This window comes from Aeromonas sp. S9(2024), assembly GCF_041403185.1.
In the GTDB taxonomy this organism is placed as follows: Bacteria; Pseudomonadota; Gammaproteobacteria; order Enterobacterales; family Aeromonadaceae; genus Aeromonas; species Aeromonas enteropelogenes.
In genome coordinates, this window is sequence record NZ_JBGLRE010000010.1 from 40,185 (window position 1) to 53,943 (window position 13,759).

13 protein-coding genes and 7 tRNA genes are annotated in these 13,759 nt (G+C 60.2%); 8 read left to right on the top strand and 12 right to left on the bottom strand.

All coding sequences use genetic code 11. The features are described from left to right. Nucleotides 1-57 precede the first annotated feature (57 nt). Together ACB028_RS15755 and ACB028_RS15760 are read right to left on the bottom strand one after the other, a co-directional pair. Nucleotides 58-663 carry a TIGR04211 family SH3 domain-containing protein gene (locus tag ACB028_RS15755; RefSeq protein ID WP_042028283.1) on the bottom strand — a complete coding sequence of 202 codons (606 nt, stop codon included), beginning with the start codon at nucleotides 661-663 and terminating at the stop codon, nucleotides 58-60. Between the two features lie 143 nt (nucleotides 664-806). Beyond that, on the bottom strand, nucleotides 807-1,628 hold the full coding sequence (locus ACB028_RS15760; RefSeq protein ID WP_042070094.1) for a potassium channel family protein: 822 nt from the start codon (nucleotides 1,626-1,628) through the stop codon (nucleotides 807-809). A 32-nt stretch (nucleotides 1,629-1,660) separates the two neighbouring features. Between ACB028_RS15760 and ACB028_RS15765 the strand changes: the two genes are divergently transcribed. Further along, nucleotides 1,661-2,911, top strand: a complete 1,251-nt coding sequence (locus ACB028_RS15765) for a methyl-accepting chemotaxis protein (protein ID WP_026455921.1) — start codon at nucleotides 1,661-1,663, stop codon at nucleotides 2,909-2,911. 283 nt (nucleotides 2,912-3,194) lie between these two features. Here the strand turns inward: ACB028_RS15765 and gltX are convergent, their stop codons facing one another. Then, entirely contained in the window at nucleotides 3,195-4,610 is a 1,416-nt protein-coding gene (gltX, locus tag ACB028_RS15770; RefSeq protein WP_371144683.1) for a glutamate--tRNA ligase, read from the bottom strand. A gap of 252 nt (nucleotides 4,611-4,862) precedes the next feature. On the opposite strand from gltX, the gene ACB028_RS15775 reads away from it, so the two are divergent. The 3 genes from ACB028_RS15775 to ACB028_RS15785 all read left to right on the top strand — a co-directional run bounded on the left by ACB028_RS15775 (nucleotide 4,863) and on the right by ACB028_RS15785 (nucleotide 8,208). After that, on the top strand, nucleotides 4,863-6,965 hold the full coding sequence (locus ACB028_RS15775) for a methyl-accepting chemotaxis protein (protein WP_371144684.1): 2,103 nt from the start codon (nucleotides 4,863-4,865) through the stop codon (nucleotides 6,963-6,965). A gap of 99 nt (nucleotides 6,966-7,064) precedes the next feature. Beyond that, nucleotides 7,065-7,727, top strand: a complete 663-nt coding sequence (locus ACB028_RS15780) for a LysM-like peptidoglycan-binding domain-containing protein (protein WP_371144685.1) — start codon at nucleotides 7,065-7,067, stop codon at nucleotides 7,725-7,727. A 271-nt stretch (nucleotides 7,728-7,998) separates the two neighbouring features. Next, nucleotides 7,999-8,208: a cold-shock protein gene (locus ACB028_RS15785; protein WP_005297820.1), complete on the top strand. Its 210-nt coding sequence runs from the start codon at nucleotides 7,999-8,001 to the stop codon at nucleotides 8,206-8,208. 229 nt (nucleotides 8,209-8,437) lie between these two features. Here the strand turns inward: ACB028_RS15785 and ACB028_RS15790 are convergent. The 8 genes from ACB028_RS15790 to orn all read right to left on the bottom strand — a co-directional run bounded on the left by ACB028_RS15790 (nucleotide 8,438) and on the right by orn (nucleotide 9,857). After that, nucleotides 8,438-8,513: transfer RNA gene (locus ACB028_RS15790), tRNA-Gly, on the bottom strand. 24 nt (nucleotides 8,514-8,537) lie between these two features. Continuing rightward, nucleotides 8,538-8,613 (bottom strand) — tRNA-Gly (locus tag ACB028_RS15795). 24 nt (nucleotides 8,614-8,637) lie between these two features. Continuing rightward, nucleotides 8,638-8,713: transfer RNA gene (locus ACB028_RS15800), tRNA-Gly, on the bottom strand. Between the two features lie 24 nt (nucleotides 8,714-8,737). Continuing rightward, nucleotides 8,738-8,813 (bottom strand) — tRNA-Gly (locus ACB028_RS15805). Nucleotides 8,814-8,837: 24 nt separating this feature from the next. Further along, a tRNA-Gly gene (locus tag ACB028_RS15810) sits at nucleotides 8,838-8,913 on the bottom strand. A gap of 32 nt (nucleotides 8,914-8,945) precedes the next feature. Further along, nucleotides 8,946-9,021, bottom strand: a tRNA-Gly gene (locus ACB028_RS15815). 36 nt (nucleotides 9,022-9,057) lie between these two features. After that, a tRNA-Gly gene (locus ACB028_RS15820) sits at nucleotides 9,058-9,133 on the bottom strand. Nucleotides 9,134-9,311: 178 nt separating this feature from the next. Next, on the bottom strand, nucleotides 9,312-9,857 hold the full coding sequence (gene orn / locus ACB028_RS15825; RefSeq protein WP_371144686.1) for an oligoribonuclease: 546 nt from the start codon (nucleotides 9,855-9,857) through the stop codon (nucleotides 9,312-9,314). 91 nt (nucleotides 9,858-9,948) lie between these two features. On the opposite strand from orn, the gene rsgA reads away from it, so the two are divergent. From rsgA to ACB028_RS15845, 4 genes are read left to right on the top strand one after another with little or no spacing between them, the layout of a single operon-like run. Beyond that, nucleotides 9,949-10,983: a small ribosomal subunit biogenesis GTPase RsgA gene (rsgA, locus tag ACB028_RS15830; RefSeq protein ID WP_041202860.1), complete on the top strand. Its 1,035-nt coding sequence runs from the start codon at nucleotides 9,949-9,951 to the stop codon at nucleotides 10,981-10,983. Nucleotides 10,984-11,011: 28 nt separating this feature from the next. Further along, nucleotides 11,012-11,884 (top strand): archaetidylserine decarboxylase, encoded by an 873-nt coding sequence (asd, locus tag ACB028_RS15835; RefSeq protein WP_371144687.1) that lies wholly within the window; start codon nucleotides 11,012-11,014, stop codon nucleotides 11,882-11,884. After that, nucleotides 11,881-12,132 (top strand): VF530 family DNA-binding protein, encoded by a 252-nt coding sequence (locus ACB028_RS15840; protein WP_371144688.1) that lies wholly within the window; start codon nucleotides 11,881-11,883, stop codon nucleotides 12,130-12,132. Before asd ends, ACB028_RS15840 begins: the two co-directional genes overlap by 4 nt. A 4-nt stretch (nucleotides 12,133-12,136) precedes the next feature. After that, on the top strand, nucleotides 12,137-12,388 hold the full coding sequence (locus ACB028_RS15845; RefSeq protein ID WP_042028274.1) for a DUF2960 domain-containing protein: 252 nt from the start codon (nucleotides 12,137-12,139) through the stop codon (nucleotides 12,386-12,388). Nucleotides 12,389-12,472: 84 nt separating this feature from the next. On the opposite strand, the gene ACB028_RS15850 is transcribed toward ACB028_RS15845, so the two are convergent. After that, nucleotides 12,473-13,726, bottom strand: coding sequence for a glutamate-5-semialdehyde dehydrogenase (locus tag ACB028_RS15850; protein ID WP_371144689.1), 1,254 nt, complete (start codon nucleotides 13,724-13,726; stop codon nucleotides 12,473-12,475). Nucleotides 13,727-13,759: the final 33 nt, after the last annotated feature.

The following is a 13,759-nucleotide window of genomic DNA, read 5'->3' on the forward strand; positions in this document are numbered from 1 at the left end:
GACAAAAACAGAGAAGGGCCGCCATGGCGACCCTTCTGCTCAGTCAGACAATTTTTGTCAATTCATCCAGCGATCGCTGCGGCTGCGGCGACGAGGCAGCATGGGCAACAGGATGCCGAGCAGGATGCCGGCCCCCACCATGGCACCGCCACGGATGAACCAGTCCATCTGCATGTCGTGTTCCCGGTTGTCATAACTCTGGGTCAGGGCATCGTTCTGCTCCTTGAGATTGCTCATCTCCTCGCCCTGGCTGGCGAGCTGGGCCTTGAGCGATGCTATCTCATTGCTCTGCAGTTCAATCTGGCCATCCTTCTCGGCAAAGCGTTTCTCGTTGTCGCCGTTGAGGTTCTGCAGGCGGCTCTTGAGCTCATCCCGCTCCTTCTCGACCTGGGGCAGGCGCTCGCGCAGGCTGGGCTGGCTCTGCAGCTCGCTGCTCTTGATCCACCCTTCACGGCCACGGCCGTCCACCACCTGAGTGAAACCGGCTTCGCCGTTCACCGACTTTATCTCCAGCGGCTCACCCGCCTTGACGCTGCCCAGGATCCGGTACTGGGTCCCCGGGCCATTGTGGATATAGGTAAAGATGTTGTCTGAAACATAACGGGTCTCGGCCAGTGCCTGGCCGGCACACAAGCAGATCAAAATCCCGAGAAGGGCGCGCATGGTCGATCGGTTCTCTTTTCAGTTTTGGGTAAGAGGCTGAATGTTAAGCCGCCGGCAGGTTAAAGGACAAGCAAAGAAAACGCTTCCCCTGGGGGCACTCCCTGCCCTGCCATACATGACTTGGCCACTTTTTGACCTCATCATCACTTGTTTCTCAGCTCCCGTACCTCGGCCCGCAGCGCTCGCAACTCCTGCAACAACTGCTCCTGCTGGGCATTGTAGTGATGACGCCACTTCTCGGTGTCGTTATCACCGCGATTGGGCTGCAGAAACAGGCTGGCCATGAAACCGCTGAGCGCGCCAAACAGGCCGACCCCGAACAGGATCAGCAGGCTGGCCACAAAGCGCCCCTCCTCCGTCTTGGGCACCAGATCCCCGTAACCCACGGTGGAGAGGGTCACCAGGGTCCACCAGAACGCATCATAGGGGGTCTCGATTTCACTGCCCGGTTGGCCAGATTCAATCCAGTACATGATCCCGGAGCCAAGCCCCAGCAAGAGGACGAACAGGAACAGGATGCCGGAGATGGTGGTTTCGTTTCGCTCGCGACGAAACATGGCCAGCAGGTCCGGCTGGCTGCGCAGCAACTGATAGACACGCCACAACTGGATCAACCGGGCCCAGCGCAGGGACTCCACCATGGGCAGACTGCCCGGCAGATAGAACCAGTTGGCCTTGAAGTAGGCCTTCCTGTCCGGGGCGCGGGCCAAGCCATAGGCGAAGTGGGCGAGAAAGAAGTAACAGATCAGGCTGTCGAGGTCATAGAAGAGTTGCAGTGTCTGGGAAGTCAGGGTTTCGTGCCCCCACCAACGGGCCGTAACCAGCAATACCGAGATAACGGAGAGGAAGGCCATCAGCAGATCGGTGGCCCGCAGATGAGTTAAGTGATGTCGCATACATTTTCCAACTTTAAACACAGTGCAAATTAATAAAAGGGAAGATAATGCCGATAGCCCTGAGGACAAAGGAAAAAGCAGTTTTTTAAAGGAGAAAAAATATGCAGCTAAACCTGCTAGAGAAGCGGATGAGTGATATACGGCTGGTACCCAAGGTAGTACTGCTGATGGTATTCAGTACCTTGTTGTTGCTCACCAAGCTCTGGTTCGATGCCAACAATCTGGAAGCCACCCTGCTCAGCGAAGGGCTGGATCCGGACAAGGCAAACGCCATTGCCGACCGCCTGCTCTGGACAGGTCTGATGGAGACGGCCATCATGGGGCTGCTGTTCGTGATCCTGCTGCTGACCGGCTCCCGTCTGATGGTGAAGCAGGTGCACTATCTGGTCGGCCTGCTGGAGCGCTTCGCCAAGCGGGATCTCAGCCACAAGGTGCTGCTCCACTCCCGCGATGAGTTCGGTGACATTGCCAAGGCGGTCTCCCACTCCCAGGAAAACCTCAAGGCGGTGTTTGGCAACCAGCGTGCCGCCTGCAAGGAGCTCAACGAGATCGCCTCCCAGGTCACCCTTTGCATGGAAGAGGCCAACGAGGCGATCAATGAAGAGTTCGGCCAGATAGAGCAGCTGGCCAGCGCCATGAGCCAGATGGTCGGCGCCATTCGTGAAGTGGCAGCCCACGCCGAACAGGCCTCCCACGCCACCACAGAAACCAGCCAGCTGGCCGAAGAGGGCAGCCGCTGCGTGGCGGAAACCGTCAACACCATCGACACCCTCTCCGGCAACATCCAACGCTCCGCCACCGTGGTCAATCAGGTGGAACAGGGAGTGGATCGCATCGGCTCTGTGGTCGACACCATTCGCGGCATTTCGGAGCAGACCAACCTGCTGGCGCTGAACGCCGCCATCGAGGCAGCCCGCGCCGGTGAGGCCGGTCGTGGCTTTGCGGTAGTCGCCTCCGAGGTACGCGAGCTGGCCAACCGGGCCCAGGCGGCCACCGTCGAGATCCAGAAGATGATCGAACAGCTGCAGGGCAATGCCGCCCAGGCGGCCGAGCTGATGTCCCAGAGCGTGCAACAGGCGGACAAGGGAGTAGAGCAGGTCACTCGCGCGGGGGATCAACTCGCCACCATAGTGCAGCGGGTGCAGGGGGTGGCCGACATGAACCGCCACATCGCCGCAGCCTCCGAGCAACAGAGCTCGGTGGCCGAAGAGATGCGCGGCAACCTGGAGCAGGTCAAGCAGATCGCCGAAGGCTCCGTGGTGGTGCTGCGGGAGCTGCAGGAGGCCTCCGAGCTGGTGGAGCAACACAGCAAGGATCTGGACAGCCAGATCAACTCCTTCAAGCTGACCTGATCCCGATCCGGAGCCTGCTCAGCCAGGCTCCGCCACACAAAGCTACGACCATAAAAAAATCCGAAACATGGCGTTTCGGATTTTTTATATCTGGTGTCCAGCCGGGCAGGTATCCCGCCCGGCCTGACGATGGCCTGCTTACTCGGCGGCCATGCGCGCTTCGATATACGCCAAAGCGCGATCGATGCGGGCGAGCACACGCTCCTTGCCCACCAGCGCCATCACGGCATCAATAGCCGGGGCAATTTACCCAGACCGATGACGGCAATGTGCGACGGCAAGCTTACTCAGCGGCCATACGCGCTTCGATATACGCCAAAGCGCGATCGATGCGGGCGAGCACGCGCTCCTTGCCCACCAGCGCCATCACGGCGTCGATGGCCGGGGACTGACCCAGACCGGTCACCGCCACGCGCAGCGGCATGCCGACCTTGCCCATACCCTGACCCAGCTCGGCGGCAGTGGCTTCAATCAGCTCGTGCAGCGCTTCGGTAGTCCAGGTATCCAGGGCAGCCAGCTTGGCCTTGGCCAGGGCCAGGGGCTCGGCGGCGACGCCGCGCAGATGCTTCTTGGCAGCCGCTTCGTCGATAGCGTCATACTCTTCGAACAGATAGCGGCTCTGGGCGGCCATCTCCACCAGGGTATTGCAGCGCTCGGCCAGCAGGGTCACCACGTCGGCCAGGGCCGGGCCATTGCTGGTGTCGATCTTCTGGTCGGCCATGTGCCAGGCCAGGTGCTTGGCCACATAGGCCGGATCCAGGCTGCGCATGTAGTGGTTGTTCAGCCACAGCAGCTTGTCGGTGTTGAAGGCCGAGGCGGACTTGGAGATGGCATCCAGACTGAACAGCTTGATCATCTCTTCCAGACTGAAGATCTCCTGATCGCCGTGGGACCAGCCCAGACGCACCAGATAGTTCAACAGGGCTTCCGGCAGGTAGCCGTCGTCACGGTATTGCATGACGGAGACGGCGCCGTGGCGCTTGGAGAGCTTGGCACCGTCGTCACCCAGGATCATGGAGACATGGGCAAACTCCGGCACCGGCGCGTTCAGCGCCTTGTAGATGTTGATCTGGCGCGGGGTGTTGTTGATGTGGTCTTCACCACGCACCACATGGGTGATCTCCATGTCCCAATCGTCCACCACCACGCAGAAGTTGTAGGTGGGGGCACCGTCGGTGCGGCGGATGATGAGATCGTCGAGCTCGGTGTTGGCGAACTCGATGCGGCCACGTACGTGGTCATCAAACACCACGGAGCCTTCGGTCGGGTTGCGGAAACGGATGACGTGGGGGGCATCGGCCGGGTGATCGTGATCACCATGACGGCACTTGCCGTCGTAACGGGGCTTCTCGCCGTTGGCCATCTGGCCTTCGCGCAGCGCTTCCAGACGCTCCTTGGAGCAGTAGCATTTGTAGGCGCGACCGTCGGCCAGCATCTCGTCGATCAAGGCGTTGTAGCGATCGAAACGCTTGGTCTGGTAGTAGGGGCCCTCATCCCAGTTCAGCTCCAGCCATTCCATACCCTCGATGATGGCGTCGATCGCCTCCTGGGTGGAACGTTCCAGATCGGTATCCTCGATACGCAGCACGAACTCACCGCCCTGATTCTTTGCAAACAACCAGGAATAGAGTGCGGTACGGGCACCGCCGACATGCAAAAAGCCGGTCGGGCTGGGAGCAAAACGGGTTTTGACTTTCATCTTTAAGCCTTGTGTAGAGGGCCTTGGGCCAATGCGTTAAAAAAACCGTCGCATTTTAGCACCGACAGTGACGGATGGGAAAACCATGAGGGTGCCGGACAAGAAATAAGCGGTCGATAGGGCATGCCCATCAATTTTTGAAGAGGATCGCAAAACCGTTCAGTTTTTTCCGCTTTGCTAGGCAGCATTGCTGGAGAAGCCTCCCGCCCTGCCGATAATTCAAACAACTTTCCACGTCACAAGGAACGCACGATGCAGTTTCGTTCTATCCAGAATCGTATTCTGGTAATGGCCGGGATCGCCATGACCACCGCCCTGGTGATCCTGATCCTGCTCAACCACTACTCGGGTCAACAGACCCAACAACTGACCATCAGCTCCAGCCGCGCCGCCCTGCAACAAGAAGCCTGGCAAAAAGTCAGCGCCAACGCCCGTGCCGAAGCGGCCGCCATCACCCAATTGCTGCAAAAGGGGCTCTCCTACACCCAGCAGATGGCCAGTGCCCTCGCCCTGCAGCAGGAAAACAAGCTGCCTCTGACTCGCCAGCAGGCAACCGATCTGCTCAAGGCCCAGCTCGCACTCGAGCCGCAACTCTATGGCGCCTTCGCCGGCTTCGAGCCGAACGGCTTCGATGGCCAGGACGCCAGCTTCGCCGGCCAGAGCGCGCTCGGCAGTGACGACAAGGGTCGCTTCGTTCCCTATTTCTATCGTGACAAGGATCAGATCGGCACGGATCTGCTGCTCTCCATCGAGAAAACCGACCCCGACGAGTTCGGCAATCCGGCCAACGACTACTACTCCTGTCCGAAACGGGAGGGACGCTCCTGTCTCATCGATCCCTTCAAGGTGGACATCAACGGCCAGCAGGTGCTGGTCAGTACCATCACCACCCCCATCATGGTGGGTGGCCAGTTCAAGGGGATCGCCGCACTGGATCTGGCGGTAGACTCCATCAGCCGCCAGGCCAAGACCCTCAACAGCAACATCTATGAGGGCAAGGGCGAAACCCTGATCGTCAGCGCCGCCGGTGTCATCACCGGCACCAGCGGGGATGCCAGCCTGCTGGGTGGGCGGGCCGACAAGGTGCTCGGCCAGCAGTGGCAACAATATCTGAAGCCGGAGGTTCAGCGTCAGGAGCTGAACGATTCATTCCGCATCTCGGTGCCCATCATGGTGCCGGGCATGGCCCGCAACTGGGCCATCATTGTCACCCTGCCCTACAAGGTGGTGCTGGCGGGCGCCGATCAGCTGGAAGCCCAATTGAGCGACATGAACCAGGCCGCCATGACCCAACAGCTGGTGGGTGCGCTCATCGTGCTGGTGCTGGCGCTGGCCACCATGCTGGTGATCGCTCGCAGCATCACGGGCCCCATCCGTCAGATGGTCAGTCTGGTGGATGACATCGCCGACGGCGAAGGGGATCTCACCAAGCGCCTCACCACCCGCTCGGTGGACGAGCTGGGGGATCTGGCCAAGGGCATCAATCGCTTCATTGACAAGCTGCAGGGGCTATTGGGCGATGTGCTGAAAACTGCCAGCGAGGTGAACCGTCACGCCAGTGACACCGACCGCATCGCCGGCCAGACCGACAACAACCTGCAGCATCATCAGGCAGAGATGGAACAGATGCTGACCGCAGTGCAGGAGATGTCCTACGTCAGCCAGGAGGTGGCCACCCACGCCAACAACACCGCCGACTCGGCCAAGCAGGCCCAGAGTGCGGCGGATCAGGGCAAGGTGCGCTTCCAGCAGGTGATCCAGTCGATGCACAAGGTCGCCGCAGAGGCAGGGAAAGGGGCCGAAGTAGTGGAAGGGCTGGCCCACGACAGCGAGCAGATCACCAGCATCCTCACCGTCATTCAGGGCATTGCCGACCAGACCAACCTGCTGGCGCTCAACGCGGCCATCGAGGCGGCGCGCGCCGGCGAGCAGGGCCGTGGCTTTGCGGTGGTGGCCGACGAGGTACGCAAGCTGGCAGGCAACACCCAGCAGGCGGTGCAGAACACTCAGGAGCTGATCGAGAAGATCCGTCACAGCTCGGCCAACGCGGTCAATGCCATCAACCAGAGCCAGCAGCTGACCCACCAGGCGGTAGGCGAGGCGGATCTGGCGGAAGAGGCGCTCGGCAGCATCTATCAGGCCATCTCCACCATCAACGACATGACCTACCAGATCGCCTCCGCCGCCGAGGAGCAGAGCTCGGTTTCCGAGACCGTCTCCGGCAATCTGTCAAAAACCAACGCACTGGCCAACGACATCGCCCTGGATGCGACCGAAACGGCCAAAGCCAGTCAGGCTCTGCGCCAGGCCGCAGAGCGATTGCAGCAATTGTTGGGACAATTTCGTCTCAGCTGATAATTTTCCTCTCACGGACTCTCCCCCTCGGGGGCGAGTCCGTTTACCATAGGCAGCGTATTTGCCTGATGGCAGGCAATGTAGTGAGAGGTAAATGCCGTGCCCACCCCGGACCGTCGCCCACGTGGCCATAACAGACGAGCCCAGCAGCGTCGCCAAGACGAATCACAAGGATCCCTGCTCCATCGTATCAATGCCGCAACCCTGCCCCTGCGCCAGCTCATCGGCCAGGGTATGAGCCGCTTCGGCAAACGTAGCCAGGAGCCCAAGGCCACCAGGTTCAAGCTGAGCAGCCCGCTGCCCCGCAAAAACACCATAGGGCTGCTGATCCTGACCCCGCTCTGGTTGCTGGTGCTGGCCTGGGAGCCGGCCCCCAGTGCACCAACGGTGGCCCCGTCAGGTTCACTCGATATTCCCCTTGCCGTACCCAGCCAGGCACTGACCGTCGGCAGCACCTCTTCAGCAGTTGCCGCCAAACCGGCGGTGGAAGAAAAGGTCAACGGTACCTGGTTGCAACACGAAGTCCAGGCTGGCGAGACCCTCTACTCCATTTTCCGCAAATTCGAGCTGCCGGGGGTGGAACTGAGTCGCCTCATCGCCATCGAAGGGCCGGATCGTCCGCTGACTCGGCTGCAATCCGGCAAATCGGTTTTCATCCTGGTAGACGAAAATCGTCGCATCCAGCGGGTGGAAATTCGCTCCTACGGCCAGGCCATCTATCGCTACGATCGGCAGGGTGAGGGGTTTGCCCTCAAGGAGTAAGAGAAGCGGGAGGCCAGGCCTCCCGTTTTTTTATGCCGTTTTCCCTCAAATAAGCCGCTGACTTCACAATATTTTTAGCTTGTTCAAAAAACGAAAGGGGCAAAATTGACAAGGGTAGGTGCTAACGTACAATCGTTTTTGCTTTAGACAGGGATTGTTCTGCGTGCTACTGGGACAATGAGACGTGGTCAGTCATGAGCCAACCCCTGCAGCAAGGCAAATGCAGCCCCACCGGGCTTAGTTTCATATTGTTATAGATAGGATTTAGCACATGTCTGACATTCGCACCGGCCAGGTCAAATGGTTCAACGAAACCAAGGGTTTTGGCTTTATCGAGCAATCCCAGGGTCCGGACGTATTCGTTCACTTCTCCTCCATCCAGAGCGCGGGTTTCAAGACCCTGGCTGAAGGTCAAAAAGTCCAGTTCACTGTGACCCAGGGCAAGAAAGGCCCGCAGGCCGAGAACGTCACCGTTATCTAAGCCCGTGCCAGCGAACCCGTAGGAGGAGCCGCCGCCCCTCCTATTTTTTTGCCCGTCGTTTTCCGCTCCCCCACCACGGGTCATGATCCCGTACCCTACGACCAGCCACGTACAAACTCGGTTTGCAAAAAACGGGAAAGCCGATCTGGGCAAATGCCAGATACGAGAAATCATCGCAGCGCGATGTCATTGATAAATCAGAAGGAGTGGCAAGACTTCGAGGAGAGATTGGAGCGGGAAACGAGACTCGAACTCGCGACCCCGACCTTGGCAAGGTCGTGCTCTACCAACTGAGCTATTCCCGCAACAGGATGTCATCTGAAAGTGATTGGAGCGGGAAACGAGACTCGAACTCGCGACCCCGACCTTGGCAAGGTCGTGCTCTACCAACTGAGCTATTCCCGCAACGGAATGTCACTTACAAACTTTTGGAGCGGGAAACGAGACTCGAACTCGCGACCCCGACCTTGGCAAGGTCGTGCTCTACCAACTGAGCTATTCCCGCAACAGAATGTCATCTGCAAGTGATTGGAGCGGGAAACGAGACTCGAACTCGCGACCCCGACCTTGGCAAGGTCGTGCTCTACCAACTGAGCTATTCCCGCATCGGAATATCACTTACAAATTTTTGGAGCGGGAAACGAGACTCGAACTCGCGACCCCGACCTTGGCAAGGTCGTGCTCTACCAACTGAGCTATTCCCGCAACATTAGGTTGTCTTGAGGCTGGCTGATGATTGGAGCGGGAAACGAGACTCGAACTCGCGACCCCGACCTTGGCAAGGTCGTGCTCTACCAACTGAGCTATTCCCGCATCGGGCTGGTTTGCACCAGTGTCATCATCAAATTTTGGAGCGGGAAACGAGACTCGAACTCGCGACCCCGACCTTGGCAAGGTCGTGCTCTACCAACTGAGCTATTCCCGCAACTACCTTAAAACAGACCGTACAGCATTTGGTTGCTTGCGCTACTGTACGGGAGCCGAATTATAAGAGCAGTCATTCCAATTGCAAGGGCTTTTTTGTCTGGTTGCGCGCGTTCGCTCAAAAGCTCACCGAACTGTCGATTTTAGCAACCAGAGCTGGGCAATCCCTTGCCTGGGCATCAGATCTTGAAGACGTGACTGCGGTAAAACTGCAGCTCGGCAATGGATTCGCGGATGTCGTCCAGCGCCTGGTGGGTACCGCTCTTCTTGAACTGATCCAGCAGCTCCGGCTGCCAGCGGCGTACCAGCTCCTTGATGGTACTGACATCGACGTTGCGATAGTGGAAGAAGGCTTCCAGCTCGCCCATGTGCTTGACCATGAAGCGGCGATCCTGGCCGATGCTGTTGCCGCACAGGGGGCTGGTGCGCTCCGGGACCCACTGGCGAATGAAGTCGAGGGTCTCGGCGACGGCTTTCGCCTCGTCGTGCTGGCTCGCCTTGACCCGGGCCACCAGCCCGCTCTTGGTGTGAGTGTTGACGTTCCAGTCGTCCATCTTGGCCAGCTCTTCGTCGCTCTGGTGGATGGCGATGACCGGCCCTTCGGCCAGCACGTTCAGGTCCTTGTCGGTGACGATGGTGGCGATCTCCAGTACCACGTTTTCCTCAGGGTCAAGGCCCGTCATCTCCATGTCGATCCATACCAGGTTCTGCGCGCTGACTGTCATGATTGCTCTCTCTATTGGGAGGAATGGCGGAATTTTGCCAATTTGCATGTATCATACTGGCTTTGGATCTGTTCATAAACTGGCGAATCGAGTGGCAAAGAAAGCAAAACTCAATCTGGGTCAACAAAGGCGCGTCCAGGCCAACCGCGAGCGTCGGCTGCAAAAAGAGCACACCACAGAGGTGGATGACACCCTGTTCGGGCCGGCCATCGAAGGGGTGGTGATCAGCCGTTTTGGTCAGCACGCAGACGTCGAGGCTAGCGATGGCACCATCCACCGCAGCAACCTGCGGCGTAGCAGCATCAGCAGCCTGGTGTGCGGCGACAAGGTGGTGTGGCGTCCCGGCCTCAATGCCGCGACCGCCGGCGTCATCGAGGCGGTGCATCCGCGTCACTCGGTGCTGACCCGGCCGGACTTCTACGACGGGGTCAAACCCATCGCCGCCAACATCGACCAGATCATCATCGTCTCGGCGGTGATGCCCGAGTTCTCCACCAACATCGTCGACCGCTATCTGGTGGCCGCCGAGGATGTGGAGATCCGCCCCCTCATCGTACTGAACAAGGTCGACATGCTCGATGATGCCGCTCGCGCCCGCATCGAGCGCCAGCTCGAAACCTACCGCAAGCTCAATTACGAGGTGCTGCTGGTGAGCTGCGAGAGCGGCGAAGGGCTCGATGAGCTGAAAGCCGCCCTGACCGACAAGATCAGCATCTTCGTCGGCCAGTCCGGGGTCGGCAAGTCGTCACTGACCAACGCCCTGATGCCGGGGCTGGATGTGCTCACCGGCGAGATCTCCGAAAACTCGGGGCTCGGCCAGCACACCACCACCACGGCGCGGCTCTACCACTTCCCGAGCGGTGGCGATCTCATCGACTCCCCCGGGATCCGCGAGTTCGCCCTCTGGCATCTGGAGGCCGACCGCATCACCTGGTGCTTCGTCGAGTTCCGCGATTATCTGGGCGGTTGCAAGTTCCGCGACTGTACCCACAAGGACGATCCCGGCTGTGCCCTGCGCGCCGCGGTCGAAGCGGGCGCCATCAGCGCCGATCGCTTCCACAACTATCACCGCATCCTGGAAACCATGCAGGAAGCCCGTCACGGTCGCCAACAGGCACGCCTGTGACCCTGTTTAACCTACGTTGATGATGAACATGAGCATTACTGACAACCTGAAAATTGCCGGTCAATACTGTCTGCCCAAACACGCCCTCTCCCGCCTGGTGGGCAAGCTGGCCGCCGCCGAAGCGGGAAACCTCACCACCAAGGTGATCGAGGCCTTTATCAAGCAGTACCAGGTCGACATGAGCGAGGCGCTGCACGAGAGCCCTGCCCACTACAAGAGCTTCAACGAGTTCTTCACCCGCGAGCTCAAGCCCGGTATTCGCCCCGTGGTGGAAGACGCCATGACCCTGGCGCTGCCGGTGGATGGCACCGTCAGCCAGCTCGGCCCCATCAGCCAGGGCCGCATCATCCAGGCCAAGGGCCACGACTACAGCGCCCGCGAGCTGCTGGGCGGTTATGAGGATCTGGTGGCGCCGTTCAAGGATGGCGACTTTGCCACCATCTATCTGGCGCCCAAGGATTACCACCGCATCCACATGCCGCTGGACGGCGTGCTGGAGAGCATGGTGTTCGTGCCGGGGGATCTCTTCTCCGTCAACCCGCTCACCGCCGAGAACGTGCCCAACCTGTTTGCCCGCAACGAGCGGGTGGTGGCCACCTTCCGCACCCCGCACGGCCCCATGGCGCTGGTGCTGGTCGGTGCCACTATCGTGGCCAGTATCGAGACCATCTGGGCCGGCAACATAGCGCCGACCAAAGAGAAGAAGGTGGTGCGCTGGGACTACAGCGGCGACGAGGCCATAACCCTGCAAAAAGGCGCCGAGATGGGCCTGTTCAAGCTGGGCAGCACCGTCGTCTGTCTGTTTGGCCCGGGCATGCTGGCCGGGTTCGAGCCCCATCTGGCCAACGGGGTCACCACCCGCATGGGTCAACCCTTTGCCAAGCTGGCGGAGCAGGCATGAGCGAACGGCCCGCCTCTTCACAGAAGAACAACCCGCTGCATGGGCTGACGCTGGAAGCCATCGTCACTGCCCTGGTGGCCCACTACGGCTGGGAAGAGCTGGGCCGGCAGATCAACATCCGCTGCTTCACCCATGAACCCAGCATCAAGTCCAGCCTGAAGTTTTTGCGCAAGACCCCCTGGGCACGGGAGAAGGTAGAGAGTCTCTACCTCTACGTCCAGCGTAAGCAGGCCAAAGCAAAGGAATAACGCCATGGCGTTCAAGATTACTTACACCTACAAGAAGCAGGCCAGGGAGATCGGCTACGCCAACGACAAGTTCAACAGCATCTATGATGCCGTTGCCGCCGCCGAAGGGATCGATCTCGCCAGCTTCCACGCCATGGAGGCACAACTGGCCCAGGTGTGCCGGCGCGACAAGAAGAGCGTGAAGGATTACCGCGAGAACTACTTCAAGGAGCTGGGCTTCTCCAACATCGTGATCGAGCGGGATCCCCAGGAATAAGTACCCGGGCGCGATGCCGGGAACCTTCCAAAAATAAAATGCCGACCCCGGGGTCGGCATTTTCATCTCTGGCGCCAGGACACATCAGGCGCGGCTCAGATAGTCCGCCTGGCCCACCCACTTGTAGCTGGTGAGCTCGGTGAGCCCCATGGGACCACGGGCGTGCAGCATCTGGGTCGATACCGCCACCTCGGCCCCCAGACCAAACTGGCCACCGTCGGTGAAACGGGTGGAAGCGTTGACATAGACCGCTGCCGAACCGGCGCCGTTGACGAAACGCTCGGCATTGGCCAGATCGTTGGTGAGGATGGCGTCCGAGTGGCTGGCATTGTGCTCGCGCATATGGGCCAGCGCCTCGTTGACGTCCGCCACCAGTTTGATCCCCAGGGTCAGCGACAGCCATTCGGTGTCAAAGTCCTCGGCACCCGCTGCGCGCAGCTGTTCGGCACCGGCCAGCAGGGGCATGGCCTCCGGGGTGGCCACCAGCGCCACCTTGCGCTCGTTCATCAGGTTCACCAGCTGAGACAACAGACGTTCGGCAATCTTCTCGTGTACCAGCAGGGTATCGAGAGCGTTGCAGGCGGAGGGGCGCTGCACCTTGGCGTTGTCGATGAGGGGCAAGGCACGCACCAGATCGGCACTCTCATCCACGAAAATATGGCTGATGCCGAATCCGCCGATGATGACTGGGATGGAGCTGTTCTCCTTGCACATCTTGTGCAGCCCGGCACCGCCGCGGGGGATGATCATGTCCACGTAGCGGTCGAGGCGCAGCAGCTCACCCACCAGAGCCCTGTCCGGGTTGTCGATGTACTGCACCGCCGCCTCGGGCAAACCTGAGGCGGTCAGCGCGCTCTGGATCACCCGCACCAGCTCCAGATTGGAGTGGAAGGTCTCGCGGCCGCCGCGCAGTATGCTGGCGTTGCCGGTCTTGAGGCAGAGGCTGGCGATATCGATGGTGACGTTGGGGCGTGCCTCGTAAATCACGCCGATGACGCCGATGGGGACCCGGCGACGGGAGAGCCTCAGGCCGTTCTCCAGTACCCTGCTGTCGATCTCGGCCCCCACGGGATCATCCAGGGTGATCACCTTGCGCACATCCGCCACGATTCCAGCCAGCCGGGCCGGATTGAGCAACAACCGATCCAGCATGGCCTCCGACAGCCCCGCCTCGCGCCCTGCAGCGATGTCCTTCTCATTGGCAGCCAGGATCTGGGCGCTTCGCGCCTCCAGTTCGTCGGCGATGGCAGCCAGCGCCCGATTCTTCTGCGCCGTGCTGACGGTGGCCAGCTGATAGGCGGCCTCACGGGCCGCCTGCCCCATTTTTTCCAGACTCATGACTGTTCCCTTCTGTTCATGCGGGTGCTGCGA